A 23,138-nucleotide genomic window follows, 5' to 3' on the forward strand; every position below is an offset into this window, starting at 1 on the left:
TTGAGGACCAGATCCGCCGCGCCCTGCGCGGCGACGACAATGTCGCCCGCTGTTATGCCCGCGCCGAATTCAATGCGGTCGAGGCCGCCCGTCTCGGTGATGCGGTCCTGTCCGTCGCCGCGGTTGAAGCGGTAGATGTCATGACCGGCCCCGCCGGCAAGCGCATCGTCGCCCGTGCCGCCGGTAAGGACGTCCTGCCCGTCGCCGCCGTCCAAGCTGTCATTGCCCGCGCCGCCTTCGAGCTGATCATCGCCGCCGAGGCCCTGGAGCACGTCGTCTCCACCAAGGCCCGATAGCGTGTCGGCACCGGCCGTGCCGACGATATTGTCCTTGCCGCTCGTCGGCAGGAGCGCGCGTGCGAGTAGGTCGGCGTGGCTCCAGCTCGTTCCGTCGGCGAACTGCACAAGCTCGACGGCATATGCCGGACTGACCATGACATTGTCGAGACGGATTCGGTCGTCGGTGCCGCGGATATAGAGGATGAGACCCGCTTCGCCTTCACGCCGCACCTCGACATCGCCGACCGTGATGCCGGCCGCGAACTCGATCCGGTCCGCGCCGCCAGTGTCGGAAATGACGTCCTGCCCGTCGCCGCGCGCGAAGCGGTAGATGTCGTCGCCGAAGCTGCCCCGAAGCGTATCGGCGCCAGTCCCGCCCACGAGAATGTCGTTCCCGGCTTCGCCGTACAGACTGTCGTTGCCGATTCCGCCGCGGAGGAGGTCATCGTCGTCCCCGCCGTTGAGAACATCGTCACCCGCGCTGCCGTTTAGTTCGTCATCGCCCGAGAGGCCGTTCAATATATCGTCGGCAGTGGTTCCCGTGAGGATATCGTTCGACGGTGGCGTCGTGATCGCCTCGCCGGTCGGCGCCGTCATCCGGGCGATCAGATCGGCGTGGGTCCAGACCGTGCCATCAGCGAAACGGACTTCGGCGATGCCGTACGCCAATCCGAAGCGCCCCTCAATTATAGTGATGCGATCTTCGGTGCCTTCGATACGCAGGACGAGATCGTTCGGGCTAGCGGCACGGTATTCGACCAAGACGTCGCTCGCGGCGATGGTCTCGTCGAATTCGATGATATTTCCTTCATAGCTGCCGTCCGCGCGCCACCCATTGCGGTCGGCGATAATGTCCTGGCCGAAGCCGTGCGAGAAGCGGTAGACGTCCGATCCCCCGCCGCCATACAGCCTGTCATCGCCGGCGCCGCCGATGATGATGTCGTCGCGATCCGTTATTACTCCGCTCAGGCTATCACCTGTTACCAGTTCGCCGCCGCGGATTTGCATCGCCCAGACGCCCGGGACGCCCAGATTGCCGACCGCCGTGTCAAGCAGGAGTTCGTCGCCATCGGGTGCTGGTATGGAGTAGCGATTGCCGCCGACTGTCAGATAAGGCGTCTCGCTGGGGTAGGGGTGCGACCACTCAAGTTCTTCATAGCGGTAGAGAATATCGAAATCGCCATTGCCGAGAACCTTCACCTGAACCTGGAAGGCATCGGGCGTCCAGCCATGGCTATATTCGCCCACATCGTCCCAAGTGACTGTGATGGTGATGGACACTCCGTCAAAGTCGTACCAGATGCGGTTCGCGCCGGTCGAGGTTCCCCCCTCGCTCGGTGTCAGAGAGCCTCCGCGCTGATCGACGTCGTGCGCCCAGATGCCGAGTTCCAGCGCGCCGATCGTCACGACGCCGTTGGAATTAACCGAAATCGAAGTGACACTGGCCCCGCCGCTGCTGATCATGCCCTCGGCGAAGGTGCCTGGGATCGCTATATAATCGGTCCGGTCATCGGACACGGGAAGGGCCTGCTCGCCGAACCCTGCCGTACCGCCGAGGGTGTTGATGAGGCCATTTTCGACCGCGCCGAAATAGGTGACGACTTCGGCCGGCAGCTGGGACGGGAGGGAGGATAAATAGACGATCCCGCTTGGGCCTTGACCCTCGATCCGATCATTGCCACCGCGCCCCTGGAGGACGTTGGGATTCCCATCGCCGACGATCCGATCGTCGAGTTCGGAGCCGATCAGATCTCTGCTGCGATCGCCTTTGAGTTCGATCCCCGTCGCTGCGACGGCGCGACCGACTAGAGCCTGTTCGGACCAGATGGTGCCATCGGCGAAATGCACTTCATATGTGGGCGCCCATTCATATAATTCGAAAGTAATGCGATCTTCCGTTCCCACGATCTTCAAGATCAGAGTCCACGTTCCTTCGCCCGCGGGGCGGGCTTCGACGGTGACATCGGTGACGGCAATGCTCGCGTCGAACCTTATGATGTTCGTGTCGCCATCGACGTCGACATAGTCGAATATCTGGTCCTGCCCGAACCCGCGAGAGAAGAAATAGGTGTCGTTGCCGTAACCGCCTTCCATTATATCGTCGCCAGTGCCGCCGGTCAGTTCGTCGTCGCCGTTACCACCGTAAATTTCGTCCTTTCCGGCAAGACCAAACAATTTATCCGGTGCTTCGTCGCTCCTTAGATAATCGTCGCCTGCCGTTCCCTGCAGGAGGCCATCAATCACTATGCCGCTGAAGGGCAGGGCACCCGCCAGAAGATCGGCATAGGACCAGATCGTGCCGTCGTCGAAGCGGACGTTCGCCTCGCCATAAAGTGTGATGCGATCTTCCGAACCGTTAATCTTGAGGATCAGGACAGGGTCGCCCTCGTCTACCACGCGAGGTAGATGAACCGTCACATCCCCGCTGCCGATTGTGGCATCGAATTCGATGGCGTGGGTGCTGCCGGCACCTTCATAGGCCCAAACGACGTCCTGACCGAAGCCTTCGGAGAAGCGATAGATGTTGTTGCCTTCGCCGCCCTCGACTTCATCCTTGCCGGTTCCGCCGATGAGAATATCGTCTCCGGCTCCCCCATAAATATAATCGTTCCCGGCGGCACCTGAGAGAAAGTCGTTGCCGCCGCCGCCTTCAATATATTCATCGGCGGCCGTGCCGGTAATCACATCGTCGCTGGTTTGACCCAGGATCGTCTGACCCGGGGCCGGTGCGGCGGCTGCCAAGAGATCAGCATGGGTCCACACCGTCCCGTCAGCAAAACGAACATCGGTGGGAACATAATAATCGTCGTTGTAGACGCCGATCAAGGTCACGCGATCATCGGTGCTGTTGATCTTCAGGATCAGGTTAAAGCCGTCAACTGACCGCTCGACTGTTACCTCGGCAGCGAGGATTGTCGTATCGAACTCGATATGGGCGGCCTCTGCGGGCGCCATCCAAGGATAGGCAAATGTATGGACATCGTCCTGGCCGAAGCCGGCCGAGAAACGGTAAATATTCTCGCCGCCGCCCCCGATCAGCGTATCATTTCCGATGCCGCCGATCAGGATATCGGCGCCCTCTCCTCCACTAACGATATCGTCTCCGTCGCCGCCATCGAGCGTTTCAGCGAGGGAACTGCCCCATAGACGGTCATCGAAGTTCGTCCCGGTCACTGCCGGAGTGACGCCGTTCCCGGATACCGAACTTCCCGGCGGTGAACTGGCCATGGCGGCAAGATTTTCGCGTGCCCAGATTGTACCGTCTGCGAAGTGAATTGCGGGCGCGCGGTTTCCGGGATTATCGTAGACGACGTCTGTGATCGTCAGGCGATCCGTAGTGCCGGCAACGCGCAGAACGAGGCTCGTGCCATCAGCCGACCATTCGAGGCTGATGTCGGCAGCCGCGATTGTCGCGTCGAACTCGATGATGTCCTGGTCCGTGTACTCGCCGTGGTTGGACACGATGTCGTCGCCAAAGCCCGCGCTGAACTGATAGATGTCGTTTCCTTCATCGCCGGACAGATAATCATTTCCGCTGCCACCCGTCAGAATGTCGTTGCCAGTGCCAGCATAAAGGGTGTCGTTGCCTGCGGCGCCATTAAGGTTGTCATTACCGCTGAACCCCAAAATTCGGTCGTCATCCGCCGTGCCGGTCAGCTGATCATCGCTGAAATCCCCGTAGATCGTTACATCAAGCGCATTCGTGGCCAGATTCCGGACGTCATCGATCGACCACGAAGTGCCGTCTGCGAACCGGATTTCCTGGACGCCACTTTGGTCATCCTGCCCATTGCCGATCGTTACCCGTTCGTCGGTTCCGATCAGCACCAGAACCAGATCGTTGCTATACAACGAGCGCTCGATACGCACATCGGCGGCCACGATCCCCTCGGCAAATTCGAGGACGTCGAAGTTGGAGATACCCTCGTTCCAGAAGGTAGAGTCCATATAGTTTGTGGCTATCGCATCCTGGCCGTCGCCGCGTGCGAAGCGATAGATGTCGTTGCCACGTCCGCCGTCCAGCCAATCATCGCCTTTGCCTCCGGCGAGGACATCATCACCGTCATTGCCGTAAAGCTCGTCATTCCCGCCATGACCGTTCAGCGTATCGGCGCCGCCGCCGCCATAGAGGAAATCGTCATCTGCCGCACCGTCAAGAAGGCTATCGCCCTGCGGTACGTAGGGATCCTCGACCATATTGCCGATATCGGCCGAAGACCAGATGTTACCATCGGCGAAGCGAACTTCCGAAATATATTGTATAGCATTGAAATATATACGGTCTTCGCTGCCGTCTATGGCTAGATAATATCCTGCGCCGGCATCGGCAAAGAAGACGCGAACGGACGTCGCAGCGATCGTTCCGTCAAACTCGATGACATTCGCGCCTGCCGGATAGTCCGGGTAGGAATTTTCGAGGATGCGATCCTGGCCGAACCCCGCCGAGAAGCGGTAGATGTCGTCGCCCGTGCCGCCGTAGAGTTCGTCATTGCCGACGCCGCCGTCAAGAATGTCGTCGCCGTTGCCGCCTTCAAGATAATCATTGCCCCCGGCACCCGAGAGTTGGTCGTTCAGCTCATAGCCGTAGAGGCGATCATCGCCGCTTCCACCGGTCAGAACATCCTCTAACGCGGCATTACTGAGGGTATATTCCCCGCCGTTAATGCCGTTCCAGCGGTCGATCGCCCTCGCCCCGATTTGCTCGGAATCCCAAATAGTGCCGCTGGTGAAGCGGATTTGGCGGATGGCATCAAAGGGGTTACCTGAAATCGTGATGCGATCGTTCGATCCATCGATCCGGATGATGAGACGCGGAACATCGACCTGGCTCCAGTCATATTCGATGACGACATCGGTTTCCGAAATCGTCTCGTCGAACATGATGACGTTATAGCTTCCGCTGGATCCGTCGCCTCCTTCATATTCCACGATCTCGTCCTGGCCGAACCCTGCCGAGAAGCGGTAGACATCATCGCCATCACCGCCGCTCAGCCCATCGTTGCCGGTACCGCCGACCAGCGTATCGGCCTCTCCGCTGCCGGTCAGCCAGTCATTACCGCCGCCGCCGTACAGCCCTGCGGGCGTGACCGTGCTAATGATATCGTCGCCGTCCCCGCCAATAAGGTCGCCGCCGGCGCCGGTCGCGCCATCGAGCGTGATACCCTGCGAGGATGAAAGGCGCGCGATCGCGTCGGCATGAGACAGGATTGATCCATCCGCGAAACGCAGTTCCTCGACGCGATAACGGTCGTCATTGAGGCCGCCCTCGACCGTTATCTGATCGTCAGTGCCTGCGATGCGAATAATGAGGTTTCCGCCGGAAGCGGCGAAGGAAAGCATATCCGCCGTGATGCCTGCGCCGAATTCGATCGCGTCGTAGCCGCCGCTGTAGAGGTTCGACCAATCGCTATGCTGATCGCGGATGACATCCTGGCCATCGCCGAGATTGAATACATAGATGTCATTGTCGCTGCCACCTTCGAGCCGGTCGTTGCCGGTTCCGCCAACGAGGCGATCCGCGCCCCAAACGCCGGAGATATGATCGTTCCCGGCGCCGCCGGACAGCGTGCTGCTGCCCGCATCGTCCAGCAGCATGTCGTCGCCCGCCGTTCCGAGATTCATGCGGGTGAGGACGTCGGCATAGGATAGAATGGCGCCATCGGCGAACCGAAGCTCTTCGATCCGGTAACGATCGTCGCGGAAGCCGCCCTCGATGGTGATCCGGTCCCCGGTGCCCGCGATTTCGACGATCAGGGTGTTGCCCGTGACCGAAAAACGCAACATGTCGGCGGTGATGCCCGGGCCGAACTCGATCGCGTCATAGCCGCCGCTGTAGAGGTTTGACCAATCGCTATGCTGGTCGCGGATGACATCCTGGCCATCGCCGAGATTGAACGCATAGACGTCATTGTCGCTGCCACCTTCGAGCCGGTCGTTGCCGGTTCCGCCAACGAGGCGATCCGCGCCCCAAACGCCGGAGATATGATCGTTCCCGGCGCCGCCGGACAGCGTGCTGCTGCCCGCATCGTCCAGCAGCATGTCGTCGCCCGCCGTTCCGAGATTCATGCGGGTGAGGACGTCGGCATAGGATAGAATGGCGCCATCGGCGAACCGAAGCTCTTCGATCCGGTAACGATCGTCGCGGAAGCCGCCCTCGATGGTGATCCGGTCCTCGGTGCCCGCGATTCTGATGGTCAGGGTGTTGCCTGTGACCGAAAAGCGCAACATGTCGGCGGTGATGCCCGCACCGAATTCGATCGCGTCATAACCGCCGCTGTAGAGGTTCGACCAATCGCTATGCTGGTCGCGAATGACATCCTGACCGTCGCCAAGATTGAACGCATAGACGTCATTGTCGCTGCCGCCTTCGAGCCGGTCGTTGCCAGCCCTGCCAACAAGGCGATCATTGCCGTGGAACGTGGCCAGGGTTTCATTGCCGAAACCGCCGACAAGAACATCAGGCCCGCCGCTTCCGACGATCGTTCGGTCGAGAGCGGCGACAAAATTCGCGCCATTGAAATTGCCGGCGGTCAAAGCAGCCGCACTGACATTCCTGAGGCGGAAGAGGGGGCGAGCGTCGGCGAGGGTCGAGGTGCCCGCATCGGCAAAATAGACGATCGTGTCGGCGCCATCCTGGCGTGCGACTACGTCACCCGACAGGCCTGCGGCTATCCGGACGTCGAGCACATCACCCGCATCCCCTGTCGCGAAGCCGTCGATGGTGACCGCGGTTTCGCTGTCGCGTACGAGCGGTACGAAGGAACGATAGATGTCGCGGCCCGCCGTCGCGGCGAATGTCTGCGGCGCCAGCCGCGGATCGACGCCATTCTGTGCGCCGTTGGGTCCGCCCGGGCCGGAGGATTGGAAGATCGGGTCTGCAAAGGGATTGGAGCCGCTGACTTCCGGATGGAGAAGCCGTTCGGCTGCCTCAACCGACACGATGCGACTGCCAAGCTCGACTGCCGTCCAGGATGAACCGTCGGCGAATTCGACACGGTCGATGCGCGCGCCGCCGCCTGCCTGACCTATGAGTGTGACGGCGTCGTCCGAGCCGATCAGGCGCAGGATGAGGTCGCTGCCGGATGCGGTCACGACGACCGAGCTTGCAGCGATGCCGGCTCCGAAACGCAGCGTGTCCACAGAGGCGGCCGAGGAAACCTCGCTGATGACGTCGTGGCCGTCACCACGCTCGAAGATATAGACGGTGTCGCCAAGGCCGCCGGCGAGGCGATCGTCGCCGCGCCCGCCGCGCATCACCGTCGGAATGTCGAGCGCGGAGCCGAAGTTGATCGCGTCGTTGCCGCTGCCGCCGCTGGCGGCGCGGATGTGGATTTCCGCAAGATCCCAGCTCGTGCCGTCGGCAAAGGCGATCGCCTCGATTCCGAAATCCCTGCCTGTTCCGGCAGTGACGAAGAAGTTGCGGATCGTCAGCCGATCCGACGTCCCGGCGATGCCGATGACGAGGTCGACAGGGCCAACGCTCAGGAATCGGATATCGGCCGCAACGATGCCCGGGCCGAAGCGTACGCGATCGATCGCCGCCGGATTGCTTTCCTCAAGGTCGAGGATGACGTCCTGGCCGTCGCCGCGCTCGAAATAATAGGTGTCGGCCCCGCTCGCGCCCTCAAGGAGGTCGTCACCCTTGCCGCCGGTTAGAATGTCGGCGCCGCGGCCGGTTTCGATACGGTCGTTGCCGAGGCCGCCGAAGACCTCGACGCCGCCGGGATTCGTGGCGTTGGCGGGTATGATGATGCGATCGTCACCATCGGTTTGCGGAATCGACAGCGCGACATCGGTCAGCTTCCACTGGCGGCCGTCCGCGAATTTGAGTGCGGCGACGATGCCGTCGACGTCGCCCGCCGGATCGATGAGCGTCAGCTGATCGTCGCCATCCGCGACTAGAAGGACGATGTTGCCGTCCGCGTCGCGCTTGGCGGTCACATCCTCCAGTGCGATGCCCGCACCGAACTCGATCACGGCCAGGCCGTCGAAGCCAGTGCTGCTCTCGATGCGGTCGTGCCCGTCGCCGCGGCCGAAGCGGATGATGTCCGCACCGCCATTGCCGGCGATCACATCGTCGCCCTTGCCGCCTGCGAAAATCTCTGCCGCGCCGGTGCCGACCAGCCGGCCGCCCTGATCGTTGCCCTGGCCGCGCCAAAGCGCTTCGAGCGAGGCGAGGGTGGTGCTCGTTCCGTCATCGAACAGGATGCGGTCGACCGCATGGGTGAGGGCGGTGCCGTTCACCGCATGACGCAGCGTGATCCGGTCAAGTCCGTCGCCGAAGGAGATTTCGGTCTCGCTGAGATCGGGCGAGAAGGTGACGCGCATGTCCGCGCGCGTATAGCCCTTGATGCGCAGCACATCGTCGGTGCCATTGGCGTCCTGGACGATATCCGCACCGTCGCCGCGGCTGAAGACATAGCTGTCATTGCCGCCCGCGCCGCTCAGATAGTCGTCTCCAACTCTCCGGTCAGCGTTTCGGCCCGGCCCGAGCCGAGGATGACGTCGTCGCCGCTGCTCGCCTGATCATCGATGAGGCGCTGGAAAAGCGCCGCCGCGCCAAGCGTCTGGCCGTCGGCGAAGAGCAGCTCCGGCACCGCGCCGCCGAGCATCGCATCGACGAGGATGATCTGGTCGCCGCTTGCAAAGCTGATCGCGACATCGTTGCTGCCACGGCCGAGCGGCCGGATGACAGCATCCGCCACGCCATAGTCGGCGAACTCGATCGTTGTGCCGGTGACGCCCGAGGGCATTTCGACCCGGTCGATGCCGTCGCCGGCATTGATCCTGATCGTCCCGCCGTTCGCCATGATGACGCGGTCATTGCCGCGGCCCGGCTCGACCGCCTCGGTCACGTCGAGATCGCGCAGGTCGATCCGGTCCTGGCCGCTGTTCGGTTGGGCGTCGAGGATGAGGCCGCGCACATCGTTGAGGCTGAGCGTCTCGCCGTCCGCAAAGAGGAAGGATTCGACCGGCCGCGTCTTGTAACCGCCGAGGATAACGAGCTTGTCGGTGCCGGTCGCGAGCGAGATGACAAGGTCGCCGTCGACATTGCCGAAGACGACTTCATTCTTGGTGATGCCCGCGCCGAAGACGATCTTGTCGATCCCGCCGCCGTCGCTGACGGCGTCGTACCCGTCGCCGATGCCGAACTTGTAGCTGTCGTTGCCCGTGCCGCCGTCGAGCAGGTCGGATCCCGCTCCGCCCGAAAGCACATCGTCGCGGCCGTTGAAGCCGATGATATTCTCGTCTGCCTCGCCGCCGGTCAGCATCCGGTTGATGAGGTCGTTGCGCGTCAGCACGGTGCCGTCCGCGAAATGATATTCCTCAAGGCTGGTCGACCCGAGGCCGCCGACGATCCGCACGACGTCCGCGCCATTGCCGAGGTCGATGAAAAGATCGTTGCCGCTGCGGGTGACGATCAGGTCTTCCTGATGCACCGACGCACCGAAGACGAGACGGTCGATCACGCCCAGTTGGTCGGTCTTCTCGACGATCGTGTCGAAATCGTAGCCGGCGGTGAAGACATAGCTGTCGCCGGCATTGCCGCCGATCAGCGTGTCGTCGCCCTGACGGCCGTCGAGCGTGTTGGGCACGTTGATGAGCAGGTCGCTCACCTGGATGATATTGTCGCCGCGGTTGCCGCCTTCGATCTGAAGCTCGGCTTCGATATCACCGGCGGTCAGCACCGTTCCATCGGCGAAGCGGAAGACCTCGATCGCATCGTCGATGCTGCGGAACTGGTTGCGCACGCGCAGCGTGCTGTCGGGCCGTCCCGTGATCGAGATGAGGAGATCGTCGCCCGACTTGGTGAAGACGATGTTGCGATCGCCCTGGAAGCGGATATCGGCGCCGAACTCGATGACGTCGTTGACCGGCACCGAGGTGCCTGGACGGTCGTTCCAGCGGGCACGCGTCCGGCGGTCGACGATGACGTCATGGCCATAGCCGACGTCGAAGAGATAGGTGTCGCCGCCGTCGCCGCCGACCAGCTCGTCGTCGCCGCCGCGCCCGTCGATGATTTCGCCGAAGTCCGAACCCGTGAGGGTTTCGGCGCCATTGGTCGCTCCGCCCGTGAAGCGGTCGAGGGCGATATCCTCGGGGTTGAGGTCGGTGAAGGAGACTTCGCGGTCGCCGAAGATGAAGAGTTCGACAGCGGCATGCTGGGCGCCGTCGCGGATATATTGGCCCTCGACGATCAGCTTCTCGCCAGTTGCGGTGATCGTGAAGACGAGATCCCGCGCGGTGCGCGTGACTGTGATTTCAGAGAAGTTGAGATTTGAGAAAATGACGCGATCGGCGCCGTCCTCGTCAAAGATCGTGTCGACGCCGCTGCCGACCCCGAAATAATAGGTGTCATTGCCCGACAAGCCTTCGAGGCGGTCGTCGCCCGCGCCGGCATAGAAGACGTCGGCAATGTTTTCGAAGCCATAGATGACATCATTGCCAGCGGTCTGGCCGACATCGACGAAATGCTGGAGCAGCTTGAGATAGCTCCAGTCGGTGCCGTCGCCGAAGACGATATTCTCAAGGACATTTACATAGCCGATGAATGGCAGCTCTTCGAGGAAGTCGGTAAGCGTGACCTGGTCGCCGGTGCCCCTGACGCGCAGAGTAAGCGTGTCGCTCTTGCCGCTGCGCAGATAGTCGAGGTCGCTCCAGCGGATGTCGTCGACGAACTTCAGGACGTCATGCTGCGGCGGATCGAACAGGCCATGCTTGGGCCCATTGTCCTCGACCACATCATGGCCATAGCCGCGTCCGAAGATATAGGTGTCGTCGCCCTTGCCGCCGCTCAGATAATCGTCGCCCGCGCCGCCGTCGAGCGTATTGTTGTTGAGGAAGCCGTAGATCGCATCGTCGCCCGCGGTCCTAGCGTTTTTGAGGACCTCTTCTGCGACCTGCGTGAACTCGAGGTCGGTGCCGTCATCGAAGATGAAACGCTCAACGAGGTTGGGCGAGACATAGTCGAGCCCATCGCCACTTCCGAGGACTTCGGCGAAGAGTCCGAGGCCCAGCGAGATGCCGCCAAAATAATCCTCGATCTCGATCGAATCGCCGGTCGGATTGCCCTGCGCGTCGAGGATGTCGATGTGGAGCGTGGCGCTGGATCCGTCGCGCCAAAGCCGCAGGTCGTCGGCCGTGATATTTCCCTTGAAGACAAGAAAATCGACCCCGGCCTTGATCGGCCCGAAGGAAAACCCGCCCCGCTCGCTGATGACGTCATGGCCGTCGCCGCGCTGGAAGATATAGATATCTCCTCCCAGCCCGCCGGTCAGAACGTCATTGCCCTTGCCGCCCCAAAGGACGTCAGCCGAACCCGACCCGGCATAGACGTCGCCGGTATCCCGCGGATCAGCGACTTCCATCGACATGCGGAAGCGGTCCCAGATCACGCCGTCGGAAAAGACGATCTGGCTGACCCCGCTTTCGAGCTGCTTTCCGTTGGATAGAAAGGGGTTGAGTTCGCCAAGGAACTGATCGGTCAACCGCACGGTGTTCAGCAGACCGCCGGCGCTGTCCCGCACTTCGAGGATCAGATCCTCTCCGTCGCGAACGGCGGTCACATGCTCCGAATCCACGGCCGTGAACCGCAGCTCGTCGTCGCCGCCGGTGTCCTGGTCATGGATGACGTCGTTGCCGCTGTTCCTGCCGACGAAATAATAGTCGGTTCCGCCCGTGCCCGACAGCGTCTGGTTGCCGCCGGTCATATAGAAATAGTCGGTTGTGTTGGTGCCCTCGACGTTCACCGCGTCGGCCGCGTGCGTGACGATACGCTCCTCGTCGACCGAAAGGGCGTTTGCGACGGCCCTGATGTCGAGAGCGATTCCGATGTTTTCGAAGGCCGGAATGATCATCTGGAGGATGAAGGCCTGGTCGATATTGACCGTCTTGCCGAACATGTTGCCGTCGCCGCTCGGCGTAAAATCGGGATAGACCTGCCACAGAATCTCGTTCCAGCGCGCGAGATAGTCGTAGGCCGCGTCATTTTCGTTGGTCGCGGGCGCGCCCTCGAAGATCGCTTCGAACATCGGCGCGAGTTGCCGGTCGGTCGTGGTCACATAGGCGTCGGCCGCAGCGTCATATTTGATACCCCGCGCATAGTCCTTGAGCCCGCCCTGCAACGCCATGCGAACAGCGATGCGGCGCGACGTGACGATATATTGCTCCATGACCGGCTGGAGCAGCGCGATCATCGTCCTGACGTCGCTCTGATAGGTCGTGGCCTGCGCCGTCGTCCCGTCGGAATAGGTGACCAGCACCGGCTGGCCGTTGGCATCGATCTCGTTGACGTAGCGGCCCGCGGCGCGCTCGCCGTTGACGCTGTAGGTCAGTTGCCCCGTCAGATTGTTGTAGGTCGCCGACAGCATCTCGGGATGGAACTGGATTCCGCCGAGCTCGGTCGCGAAATTGAACTGCTGCGGGGTCAAAAGTTCGACGCGATAGGTGCTGTCGTCGGTCGAATTGACTTCGTCGAGCGTCGCGAGGTCGACCGCATAATTGCGCAGGTTGAACTCGAAGGCCGCGCCGTTCTTCGCCTGCAATTGCAACGCGCGGTCGAGGTTGCGCGCCCAGACATAGAAGCTGCCGTCATTGTCGGTGACGCGGACGGTATAGTCCTTCACCTCGCCGTTGATGAAATAGACCCCTATCTGCTCGACGGGCAGATCGGCCACGGGGTTGAACTGGATATCCTCGCGCCGCCATTCGGCCCCCGCGGCGTGCGCGAGGGCGAGAATGTCGTCGACGCTGGCATATGTCGTCGCGGGATCCGACGCGAGCTTCCACGTCCCGTCGCCCTGCCGGATACCATAGTCGAGGATGACCGCGCGGCCGTCGACGATCCGGACCAGATAGGGCGCCTCGTTGCGCGCCGGCACCTCGCCCGCGCCGCGATCCGCCGGACTCCAGCCCTGTTCGAGCGTCCAGCCCGCGGCAAGCGTGCCGCCGTCCCACAGGCGTGATTCGAGCAGCGCTCCGCCCGTTCCCAGCCGTACCGCATAAAGCTCGCGGCTCGTCTCCAGGCTGCCGCCCCATGCGCCGAGCACGTCGCCGACCTGTCCGACCAGCGTGCGCATGTCGGCCGTTGTCATCGCCGCGGCGCGGTTCTGGACGAGCGCAGCGAAGCCCGGGTCGTTCGCCGCAACGACCGCCAGATCAGCGACGTTGCCAAAGCCCTTCACGTTCAGCGTGCCGGTCGCCTGCCAGGGCGCACGGCCGCCCTCGCCGGCATATCGCGTGACGGTGTCGTTCGAATTGAAGATCGCCTCGAACGCCGTGGAAATGCGGCCGTCGGCAAACGCCACCGTGCCGAAGGACAGCAGCCGCGTGCCGTCGACCGTCGACGCGTCGAGTGCAGTCGAGGCGAGCGAAAACTCGACGATCCCCAGCGCGTCGAGGCTCTTGAGTTCGCCGGCATCGGTCTCGCCGTCGCCGTCGAGGTCCTGCCAGATCCTGAGTTCGGACCAGATGAGGTCGGCGACGCTGATCCTGCCATCGCTGTTGCTGTCATAGGACGCCAACTCGGCATAGCCGCCCGAGGTGCGGTCGCCGAACATTTCGGAAATGTCGTCGATGCGGCCGTTCGCGTTCGTATCGAGGACGAGGAACCCGTCGTCGCGCTTCAGCCAGCCGGTCTTTTCACGGAACAGGTCGCCGTCGACGTCGAAATAGGCGTTGCTGTCGAACATGCCGATCGTTTCGATCCCGTCGCCGTCGAGGTCGATGACGAGCGGGTCGCCATTCTGTTTCCACAGCGCGCCCTCGGCGAGGCGAGTCGCCGCCGCCGCGACCCAATAGGCCGCATCCGCAAGCGCGAAGACCGTATAGGCCGCGATCACGCTCTGCAGGATCGGGATGCCCGCGACGAACGGACCAAGCAGTGCGGCCGCCATCAGCGGGTTACGGTCACGGAACACCATTCCGAGCGTGCCTGTGTCCTTCAATGCCATCGCATTGAAGCCCGAGACGACGGCATTGTGCGCGCCGTCGCCAAACGGCCCGGTCTGGCTGGTGTTCAGCATCTTGAAATTCTTGATGATCTGAACATTGCTGAGGTTGCGGCTGTCCGTGTCGTCGGTAAAGGCCGCCTTTATTGGCTGGAGTCCGAGCGACGCGGTGAATAGCGCGCTCAGCACGTTGCCGACCACCAGGTCGATGCCGCCCTGCTCGTTCTTGTGCGTGGTATAAACAATGTTCGGCAGGAAGGTGTCGTAATAAAGCCCGCCGAGGCCCGCCGCCCGCCGTGCAGCATCGGTGGTCCCGGCTGCGAGGTTGAATGCACCGAGCACGCCGCCGGCGGCGAACAGGTTGCCCGTCATCGCACCGAGCATCAAGCCGACGCCGGTCGCAGCGGCGTCGCCGCCGGTCAGCGTCACGCCGCCGAACCGCAGCCGGTCGGCCTTTTGCGCGTCATAGATTGTGGTGTCGCCCTGGAACTCGAACAGGTCGGAGTTACTTTCGTCGTCGGCAATCGATTTCCGCTCGCCATCCTCGAAATAGCTGCGCGAGCCGTCGGCGTTCAGCACGCTGTTGCGGACATCGCCCCAGATTTCGCCGCCGTCGGTCCGGTTGACGACGATGTCGCGTCCGAGTCCGCCGGTGGTGACGGCTCCCTCGCCCGCAAGTGCATAGACCTGGTCGTTGCCGTCGTCGCCGCCGAGCTGGTCGCTACCGCCCATGCTGAAAATAACGTCGTTGCCGCCGCCCGCATTGACGATATCGGTGCCGTCGCCCGTGACGATGAGGCTATGGCCGTTCGTCTTGTCGATGATCGTCTCGTTGGCCGCGGTGCCGATATAGACGTCCACCTGCGCCTCATCGCCGGTACCGATATTCGATTGATAGCCCCGCGCGTCGAGCGTGACGTGCGTTGCCGTGTCGCTGGTCGCGAAGTGGAAGCGGTCGAAGATATTGAGATTGTCGGTATTCCATATCTCGCTCGCCAGACGCTGAAGATCGGCATCAGTAAGCAAGTCGCCGCTGCCGATCCCGATCAGCCGCTTAAACGACGTCCAAAGGCCGGGATTTTCGGTTTGCTTGAAATAAGCCTGACGAAAAGCGTCGCGATCGACCGGCGTAACAGCCTTCCCGTCCAGCGCGTCGGTCCACATTTGCCGCGACAGATCGACCGCAAGCGCGCTAGTCTCCTCCTTGCGCGACAATATGCCCTCGCGGACATCGACCAAGCCGCCTTCGACCGCAATCTTCGTGCCTTCGCCCTGTTCGACGTCGTACAGCGCCAAGGCGCCGGCATATTGCACAAGGAAGTTCGCCAGCGCCTGTTTGATATCGATGTCTGGGTCGTAGATCGTAATGCCGGTAAACGGGTATGTCGGCCCAGGGCGTTCGGTCACGAATCTCCCGAATGTGACGCTCTCGTCTCCGGCGAGTACCTTACCGAGATCGCCGGCGTCGTTGAACATCGACCAGATGCCGGTGTCACCGAAGGGCTTCTCACCCTCATTTTCCTTCCCTTCGCCGAGCGCCGAATAGGCAATTGCAGCTTGTAAGGCACCCACGGCGCCGGATGCCCCGGCATAGTCGGAAATATTCGAAATCTTTCCTGCGACAGTGTCGTCGAAATAGCCATTCCAGAGATATTTGCCCGCGTCCTCCCAGTCCGCCCCGGAGTTTTCTTGGGCCCAAATGAGCGATGTCAGCAATGCCATTGAGTGCAGAGCAACGGGATTGCGCAAGCCGCCATGAGATGAAACGGGCGTCGAGGATTCGCCCAACAAAGCTCGTTCGGCAGTCAGTATCTCGCCTTCGGTCGCCAAGGCTGTAATCCCTGAACCGTTCAGCGACCACGGATGGAGTCCTTCATAGAAGCGATCGCGGACTGCTTGACTATCCCCTGCAGATGACACGATGGTCGAAGAAATCGGGCCGTAGGTCATGTGGTCGAAAATCGTCGCCTGCCGTCCATAGAGATTGGCGACAAGGCCGGCCAAACCGCCACCGAGGCTGTGGCCGGTTACCGTTATGTCGGTTTCCCGAGGATCGACGCCATCGCCCTTTACAGCGTTGTAAAAATCCAGCGACAAACCAGCCTGCGCGCCCGCCAGACCCGCGCCGACAGACCAGCCTGAACGGATATCTTGCCAAAGCGGGCTACTGAAGAATCCGAAGATCGAACCGCCAGCATCGAAGTTCGTGCCACGGTAAGAAATTGCCGTGCCGTTTGTACCGAAAAGTGGATTTCCATCGGAGTCTTTCAGTCCACTGACATCATAGGCCAGCGCGTAAAAACCCGCATCTTCCCAACCAGCCTGAGAAGGAGCCGTAAGAAGAATCGCATTACCAATTTGACCTTCTTCGCCAAGGTCCTTCAGACCCGATCCGTAACCGCGATTGTATGAATCCATCGCCAAAATGGCGAGAAACAAATCGCGGTTCATCGTGCATTTCCTCTATAAAAATCGCCATGCCGCAGTTTTTGGGCGAGAGTAGGATTGGGGGTTGGTTTAAAAGCATTGTCTAGCCGGGGCTCAGGATACACCCCAAGCCATCCCAGCCGCTTTCCAATTCCAGAAGATACATCCTGATCGGTCCTTTCGACTGTTACGTGCTTGATCTTTGCTTCGACATCGAGAGCGGCAACAAGGTCGACTGGATCAACCTGCTGCACCGATTTGGGGTCCGCAGTGTCGGCAAAGGTGATGAGCAAAGGGTAATCGGATAGTGGTACCTCCGACGGAGAGCGGACGCCGTCGCTCGACGCGATACGCTTGGCGCTTTCGAGGCAGTTGCCGTCGAACGCCGGGTCAAGCACCCGCATCGACATATCAGCAAGGTCATCGCTACTACCCACAGCATTGGCAAGCCGCAGCAAGGCGAAGAGCGCCTTGCCGTTCGGCATATCCAAAGCAACGGCTTCGCCCCTGAGCACCGCTCTTGACCCTTTGCCTCCTGTCACGAGGTCATTGGTCAAAAGTGCTCTAACCTCATAAATCGAAGACGCGACTTTAAGACCTTGAGGTGTCTCTACCTGAATCGTCATTTTGAAGCGATAAATCGGGTCACGCTCAAATAGCCCGCAGCCGCTCAGCAATGTCACGACCCCGCCGGCCAGCACGCCCAAAAGCCCACGCCGCGCCATCATGCCGCCCGCCTTTCCGCAATCCAGTTGCCGTTGCTTGCCGTGTCGCCATCCGCAGCGACGCTGTTGTAGAACTCTTCCTCGAGCCCGCCTTGCGTTGCGTCGATCACTTTGGTCGGCAGGCGCACGTCGTCTTGCAAATTACGGTCTCGGCTACGCCCCGGCTGGACAAACAGCACCAAACCGAACGTCGGCAAAAAAGCTCGTTCAATCATTTGCTGACTTTGCAAACCTAATATGCTCGCTGTGGCATTCCGGCTACAAATCCGCAGAATTACTTGCACACTGTCACCCCTCGACCGCTCGCGCAAACACCCGCTCTCGCCGAATCCGATCCGGCGATAAGCATGTGGAATAAGACGAGATTCCCTACCCTCGACATGGTAGGAATGCCACAAGACGTCAGCTATGCAACCGGATTTTGAGCTTGATTTTGGGATGGAACCGTTCTGGCGACTAGGGAGAATCCAGTATTAACCTCATCATATCGCAGATTTTCAGCGACTTTCTTCCGATTCCTTCGTCCATCGTAAATAAGACTGACGAAAAAACATCCAGTATGGAGGCATTTGCCGTAGCGAACATTTGGGTCGCTTCGCACTACCGCCGTTGACAGCGCGCAGGAAGCAGTTACCCAATCGATGCTGGGAAGAGCGCACTAATAGCGTGCCATCCGACAGATTCGATCAGCTTTCAAGGAGATGACAGTGGCCAAGAAAGAGGCAAATGGTTCGGCCAAAGCGGACAAAGAACAAACCGTGCCGACTGATGGGACGGACACTGCGCCGGCGACCGAGATCAACCCCCAACTGGCTGCGAAGATCGCGGCCGTTCGCACCCATATCCGCGAGAGCTTCGGCAAGGTTGCAATGGCGATGATGATGCTCCCGCGTTACCGCAGCCAGACGTTGGCCGACCTGCAGCATCTTGTCCTCGAACCGTTGATGCGCGACCGCGTGGCCATCGCTTATCCGGGCGGCGACAAGGCGGGGCCTCTCGCCGACATCGCCGGCCTCGCGATCTGGGCGAGCGTCAGCGAGGAGGTCGACGCGAAGATCCGTGAACAGGTGCAGGCGGGCACTTTCCCGATCCGCCTCAAGGCCGAGGACTGGAGCAGCGGCAGCATCAACTGGCTGCTCGACGTGATAGCGCCCGACCAGCGCACGACCGCCAACGTCATCGCCAATTTCAAGCAAGTGGTGAAGGAAGGCAGTCTGCGCCTTCACCCAATTGTTACCCGCCTTGTCGATGCCGAAACGCTTACAAAGATGGGCGCGGAGAAAATGGGAATGGGAGCATCCGAAGGCGCGGAGCGCGAGAGCGAAGCCGTCAACTGACACTATATCCAATCGGCGATTAATAGGGGCGCTGCAGCGCCCCTATTATTTTCCCGCCGCGAACCTCTCTCGTTATCGCTCGCGCCCAGCCTCATCCAGGGTCTGCGCGATCGGCGACAGGAGATACTGGATGATGCGCCTTTCACCGGTTTTGATCTCCGCTTGCACCGCCAGCCCCGGGCCGATCCGCTGCTCGCGGCCTCTGACCAGGATCGTGCGCTGCAGCAGCCGAATCCGCGCCGAATAGACCAGTCCCTGCGGTTGCGGAGTCCCGCCCGTCGAACCTTCGCCGCCTTCGTTCGATTTTTGCGAGGGTATTTCGACGGCGTCGCGGCTGATACTTTCGACGATCCCCGGAACGATGCCATAATCGGTGAAGGGAAAGGCTTCGAGCTTGACCCGCACGGTCTGGCCCTCGCGCACGAAGCCGATATCGCGGTTCAAAATTTGCGCCTCGATCGCCGCCTCGGCATTGTCCGGAACGATGATCATGATCGGCTGCGCGGGCTGCACGACTCCGCCGATCGTGTTGACGACAAGCTGCTGTACCGTGCCTGAGACGGGTGCACGCAGTTGCTGGAACTCCGCCCGTCGCTCGGCCTTCGTCACTTCCTGGCGCGCGAGGCCCGACCGCTCCTGGCTTTCGGATAGTTCGGCGACCGCCGTCTTGCCGAAGCTTCCACGTAATCGCGCAAGCTGCGCGTCGATATTCTTTATCGAGGCCGAGGCTTGGGCTGCATTGGCATGTTGCACCTCGATATTCTGTTCATGTTCGACCTTCAGTTGCTCATATTCGAGCAAGCGTATCTTCGAGAAATAGCCCTTGTCGGAGAGTTCGCGCCGGGCTTCGAGCTGCCGGTTGACGAGCGGCAGCGTGCGTTCGAGCTTCGCGATCTCGGCCCCGGCGCCCGCGAGCCGCGCGCTCTGCTCAGCGCGCTGCTGGATGAGGCTGGCGCGTTCACCCTCATATTCGGCGATTGATGATCGCACAAACTCGGTTTGCGTCTTCAGGATGTTCGCGGGCGTGCCTGCCGGCGCCACGAAGCGCGAGCCGCGCCCGTCCAAATGCGCGAGCAGAGCAGAATTGCGGGCCGCCACGACATCGGCGGTCAACAGGCTGCTCGATGCCTGCGCCGCGTCGGCGCCGGCGAGCGTCGGGTCGAGCTCGACCAGAAGATCGCCGGCGTTCACATGCTGGCCGTTCCTCACATGGATCGCGCGGACATAGCCGATCTCGATCGGCTGGATGATCTTCACATTGCCTGAGGGCACTACCTTGCCGGTCGCAGTTGCGATCACGTCGACCTTGCCGATGAATGACCAGCCGAGCGCGATGACGAAGAGGCCACAGAGCGACAGCATCAGCCAACGCAGACCCGGGCTCGGCGGCTTCTCCATGATCTCGAGTGCGGCGGGTAGAAATTCATGGTCGCTGCGGGGCCGGGCGTGCGCGTCCGCCTCATTCTGCATCCGCCAGCTTGCGCCAAGGATCGTCAGATGCCGGGCGAGGGCAGGGAACCGCCCGACGAGCCGTTCGCTGATGCTCATGCCGGTATGACCCCCATTTGTTTCGAATAGAGCTGTGCATAGCGGCCGCCGGCGCTCAGGAGTTCCCGATGCGTGCCCTGTTCGGTCACTTCGCCGGCCTCAACCGTAATGATCCGGTCGCATTGCCGGACCGCCGAGAGCCTGTGCGCGATGATGATCACCGTGCGCCCCTTGGCGATGCTTGCGAGATTATGCTGGATGATCTCCTCGCTTTCAGCATCGAGCGCGGAGGTCGCCTCATCGAAGATCAGGATGCGCGGATCGTTGACGAGCGCGCGGGCGATCGCGATCCGCTGGCGCTGCCCGCCCGACAGATTGCCGCCGCGCTCATCGACAACCGTGTCATAGCCGTGATTCATCGCGAGAATGAACTCGTGTGCGCCGGCAAGCTGCGCTGCCGCCATGACCGTTTCCATGGCGAGGGTCGGATCGCCAAGCGCGATATTTTCGCGCACCGTGCGGTTGAAGAGGATATTTTCCTGCAACACGACGCCGATCTGCCGCCGGAGCCAGGGCGGATCGACGAGCGCCAAGTCGACGCCATCGATGAGGACGCGGCCTTGCTCGGGGATGTAGAGCCGCTGGACAAGTTTGGTCAGCGTCGATTTGCCCGATCCGGAAGGACCGACGATTCCCAGCATCTCGCCGGCTTTCAATTCGAGCGTCACCCCGCGTAGCGCCTCCGGCATGTCTGGGCGGTAGCGGAAGCGTACCTTGTCGAAGGTCACGTCGCCCCGGATCGGCGGCAGGCTTGCCCGGTTGGGATTATATTCGGGCTCGGCGGGGGAATTGAGTACGTCGCCGAGCCGCTCGACCGATATGCGCACCTGCTGGAAGTCCTGCCAGAGCTGCGAGAGGCGTAGAATAGGGGCCGCGACCCGGCCCGAAAGCATGTTGAAGGCGACCAGCGACCCGACCGATAGATCGCCCGCGATCACCGCCTTGGCGCCGAAATAGAGGATTGCGACCGTCGTCAGTTTCGAGACGATCTGGATGAGATGGCTCCCCCAATTGGCAAGCTTCGCCACATCGAAGCCGGTGTTGGTGTAGCCGGAGAAGAGTTTTTCCCAGCGGTCGCGCATCTGGGGCTCGACCGCCATCGCCTTCAGAGTGCCGATCCCGGTCACGCTTTCGACGAGGAAGGACTGGTTCTCGGCGCCGCGGCGGAACTTCTCCTCGAGCATGGCGCGCAGCGTCGGCGAGATCGCCATCGATATTGCGACATAGCAAGGGATGGAGAGCAGTACGATCAGCGTCAGGAACGGCGAATATAGGAACATCACCGCAAAGAAGACGATGGTGAAGAAGAGGTCGATGACTACCGTGACGGCATTGGAAGTGAGGAACTGACGGATATTCTCAAGCTCCCGCACACGCGCCACGCTCTCGCCGACCCGCCGCGCCTCGAAATAGGAGATGGGCAGGTTGAGGAGGTGCCGGAACATCCGCGATGACAGCTCGCTGTCGATCCGGTTCGTCGTATGCGCGAAGAGCCAGTTTCTGAGGCCGGACATGATCGTCTCGAACAGCAGAACGACGGTGAGGCCGAAGGCGAGCACGTCGAGCGTCGTCATCGACTGGTGGACGAGCACCTTGTCGATCACCAGCTGAAAGAAGATTGGGGAGACAAGGCCCATCAGCTGGAGGAAGAAGGAACCGATCAGCACATCGCGCAGCGGCTTTCGGTATTTGACGAGCGCGGGGATGAACCAGGCGATATCGAACGGCCGTTTTTCGCCTGCCATGGCCTCGCGCGAAGTGAGGAGCAGGACGCGTCCCGAAAAGCGTTCTGCGGCGTCCTCGCTCGTCCATATCTCGGGACGTTCGGCGTCACCGCGCTGGACCAGATAGCGCGGTTTGAGGCTTGCATCCTCGATCTTGAGGAGGATCACGCATTGACCGCCCTTGAGTTCGGCGAGCGCGGGCAGCGGAAGCTTGGCGTAGTCGACGAGACCCGCCGAGCGGATCTTGGCGATGAGCGCAAGACGCTTGGCGACACGCGCGAAATCCTCAATTGCCCAGGGATCGTCGCCGCGCCCGCGGCTATGCGCCATCTGGGCAGGATCGGCCGCGGTGCCCAGAAATTTGGCGAGCAGCAAAAAGCAGGCGAGCGACAGATCGAGCGCCTGCGGCGGAACAGTTGCTTCTTCAAGATCGTCGGCCGCGGGCTCCGCCGCCAGATTTTCGATTCTGTCCATATCCCCTGCGATTCCAATCCTATAATATCCGGCCAATACTCGGATCAGGCTGATGTTACGAGACCGTTAGGCTCGTGTGAGATCGTTTCATGGTGCAGGCTCCGGGCCCTCATCCGCGAATTATGCTTGCATCCGCCACGCGGTTTCGTGCGTGAGCGCGACGAGAGCGTTGGCTTCGGCTGCGGGAACGTAACGCTGGAGACGGGACGACATGGCGGGAATGCGATTGGACATAGTATCTCCTTTACCGGAAACGCGAAGGCGCACCGGCGCTATTGGAACCAAAACGGTGGGTTCATTTTCAAGGATCATCGCCGAGTTCACCCTTGCCGTGTCGGATGATCCCGGCGCAAGTCTGCAGCCGAGGGCCGCGACCCCGTCTTCGGTTTCGAAGGCATTCACATTCCGCTCTATTGCCTGATGAGTGGCCGCCGCAAGGCTTGCGACCCGATTGCGCGCTATTGGTCGGAACTCAGACGCGCCGCAAGCCGCTGCCCGCCTGGGTGAATGTGGTGACGGGGGAAACCGCACTCTATCGTAAGCGGTAAAAATCCCCCACATGGCATTTGAGGCGGTTCTGTAATTTGGGATGGTCAGGCGGCGCTTGCGATGCCGTTCAGTTCGAACGAAGCTTGCGCGGCATTGGTGTCGACCCAGTTGTACGGCAACAGATCGT

General features: G+C 61.4%; 9 protein-coding genes and 1 pseudogene (1 of these 10 only partly in view). 2 read left to right on the top strand and 8 right to left on the bottom strand.

Features of this window, described 5'->3' with window-relative positions; translation table 11 throughout:
* The 3 genes and pseudogenes from BV95_RS24835 to BV95_RS24985 all read right to left on the bottom strand — a co-directional run.
* Nucleotides 1-8,639 carry the beginning of a tandem-95 repeat protein gene (locus BV95_RS24835; RefSeq protein WP_037453085.1) on the bottom strand. It extends 18,658 nt beyond the left edge of the window, so only the first 8,639 of its 27,297 coding nucleotides appear in the window; it begins with the start codon at nt 8,637-8,639; the stop codon falls past the left edge of the window.
* A gap of 83 nt (nt 8,640-8,722) precedes the next feature.
* Entirely contained in the window at nt 8,723-15,799 is a 7,077-nt protein-coding gene (locus tag BV95_RS14155) for a calcium-binding protein (protein WP_156028661.1), read from the bottom strand.
* 291 nt (nt 15,800-16,090) lie between these two features.
* Nucleotides 16,091-16,231, bottom strand: a pseudogene (locus BV95_RS24985) (hypothetical protein); the annotation flags it as partial.
* On the opposite strand from BV95_RS24985, the gene BV95_RS23795 reads away from it, so the two are divergent.
* Complete coding sequence (locus BV95_RS23795) at nt 16,178-16,369, top strand: hypothetical protein (RefSeq protein WP_156028662.1); 192 nt, start codon at nt 16,178-16,180, stop codon at nt 16,367-16,369. The pseudogene BV95_RS24985 and the gene BV95_RS23795 overlap by 54 nt on opposite strands.
* Nucleotides 16,370-16,674: 305 nt before the next feature.
* On the opposite strand, the gene BV95_RS14160 is transcribed toward BV95_RS23795, so the two are convergent.
* Nucleotides 16,675-17,382 (bottom strand): hypothetical protein, encoded by a 708-nt coding sequence (locus tag BV95_RS14160; protein ID WP_037453090.1) that lies wholly within the window; start codon nt 17,380-17,382, stop codon nt 16,675-16,677.
* Entirely contained in the window at nt 17,379-17,594 is a 216-nt protein-coding gene (locus BV95_RS14165) for a hypothetical protein (RefSeq protein WP_037453093.1), read from the bottom strand. The genes BV95_RS14160 and BV95_RS14165 overlap by 4 nt, the downstream gene beginning before the upstream one ends.
* A 492-nt stretch (nt 17,595-18,086) precedes the next feature.
* Between BV95_RS14165 and BV95_RS14170 the strand changes: the two genes are divergently transcribed.
* A complete protein-coding gene (locus tag BV95_RS14170; RefSeq protein WP_214442611.1) occupies nt 18,087-18,716 on the top strand; it encodes a toxin-activating lysine-acyltransferase in 630 nt (209 codons plus the stop codon).
* Nucleotides 18,717-18,788: 72 nt separating this feature from the next.
* On the opposite strand, the gene BV95_RS14175 is transcribed toward BV95_RS14170, so the two are convergent.
* The 3 genes from BV95_RS14175 to BV95_RS24115 form a co-directional block, all read right to left on the bottom strand.
* On the bottom strand, nt 18,789-20,186 hold the full coding sequence (locus tag BV95_RS14175; protein WP_162179756.1) for an HlyD family type I secretion periplasmic adaptor subunit: 1,398 nt from the start codon (nt 20,184-20,186) through the stop codon (nt 18,789-18,791).
* A 74-nt stretch (nt 20,187-20,260) separates the two neighbouring features.
* Nucleotides 20,261-22,462, bottom strand: a complete 2,202-nt coding sequence (locus BV95_RS14180) for a type I secretion system permease/ATPase (RefSeq protein ID WP_081873391.1) — start codon at nt 22,460-22,462, stop codon at nt 20,261-20,263.
* A 120-nt stretch (nt 22,463-22,582) separates the two neighbouring features.
* Nucleotides 22,583-22,864: a hypothetical protein gene (locus BV95_RS24115; protein WP_156483473.1), complete on the bottom strand. Its 282-nt coding sequence runs from the start codon at nt 22,862-22,864 to the stop codon at nt 22,583-22,585.
* Nucleotides 22,865-23,138 lie beyond the last annotated feature (274 nt).

The sequence above is a fragment of the Sphingobium chlorophenolicum genome (assembly GCF_000722875.1).
GTDB classification, from domain to species: domain Bacteria; phylum Pseudomonadota; class Alphaproteobacteria; order Sphingomonadales; family Sphingomonadaceae; genus Sphingobium; species Sphingobium chlorophenolicum.

Excerpts from the sequence above, each read along its gene's own strand:
- BV95_RS14160 (WP_037453090.1), bottom strand. The coding sequence starts at position 17,382 with ATGATGGCGCGGCGTGGGCTTTTGGGCGTGCTGGCCGGCGGGGTCGTG.
- BV95_RS14165 (WP_037453093.1), bottom strand. The coding sequence starts at position 17,594 with ATGATTGAACGAGCTTTTTTGCCGACGTTCGGTTTGGTGCTGTTTGTC.
- BV95_RS14175 (WP_162179756.1), bottom strand. The coding sequence starts at position 20,186 with ATGCAGAATGAGGCGGACGCGCACGCCCGGCCCCGCAGCGACCATGAA.
- BV95_RS14180 (WP_081873391.1), bottom strand. The coding sequence starts at position 22,462 with ATGGACAGAATCGAAAATCTGGCGGCGGAGCCCGCGGCCGACGATCTT.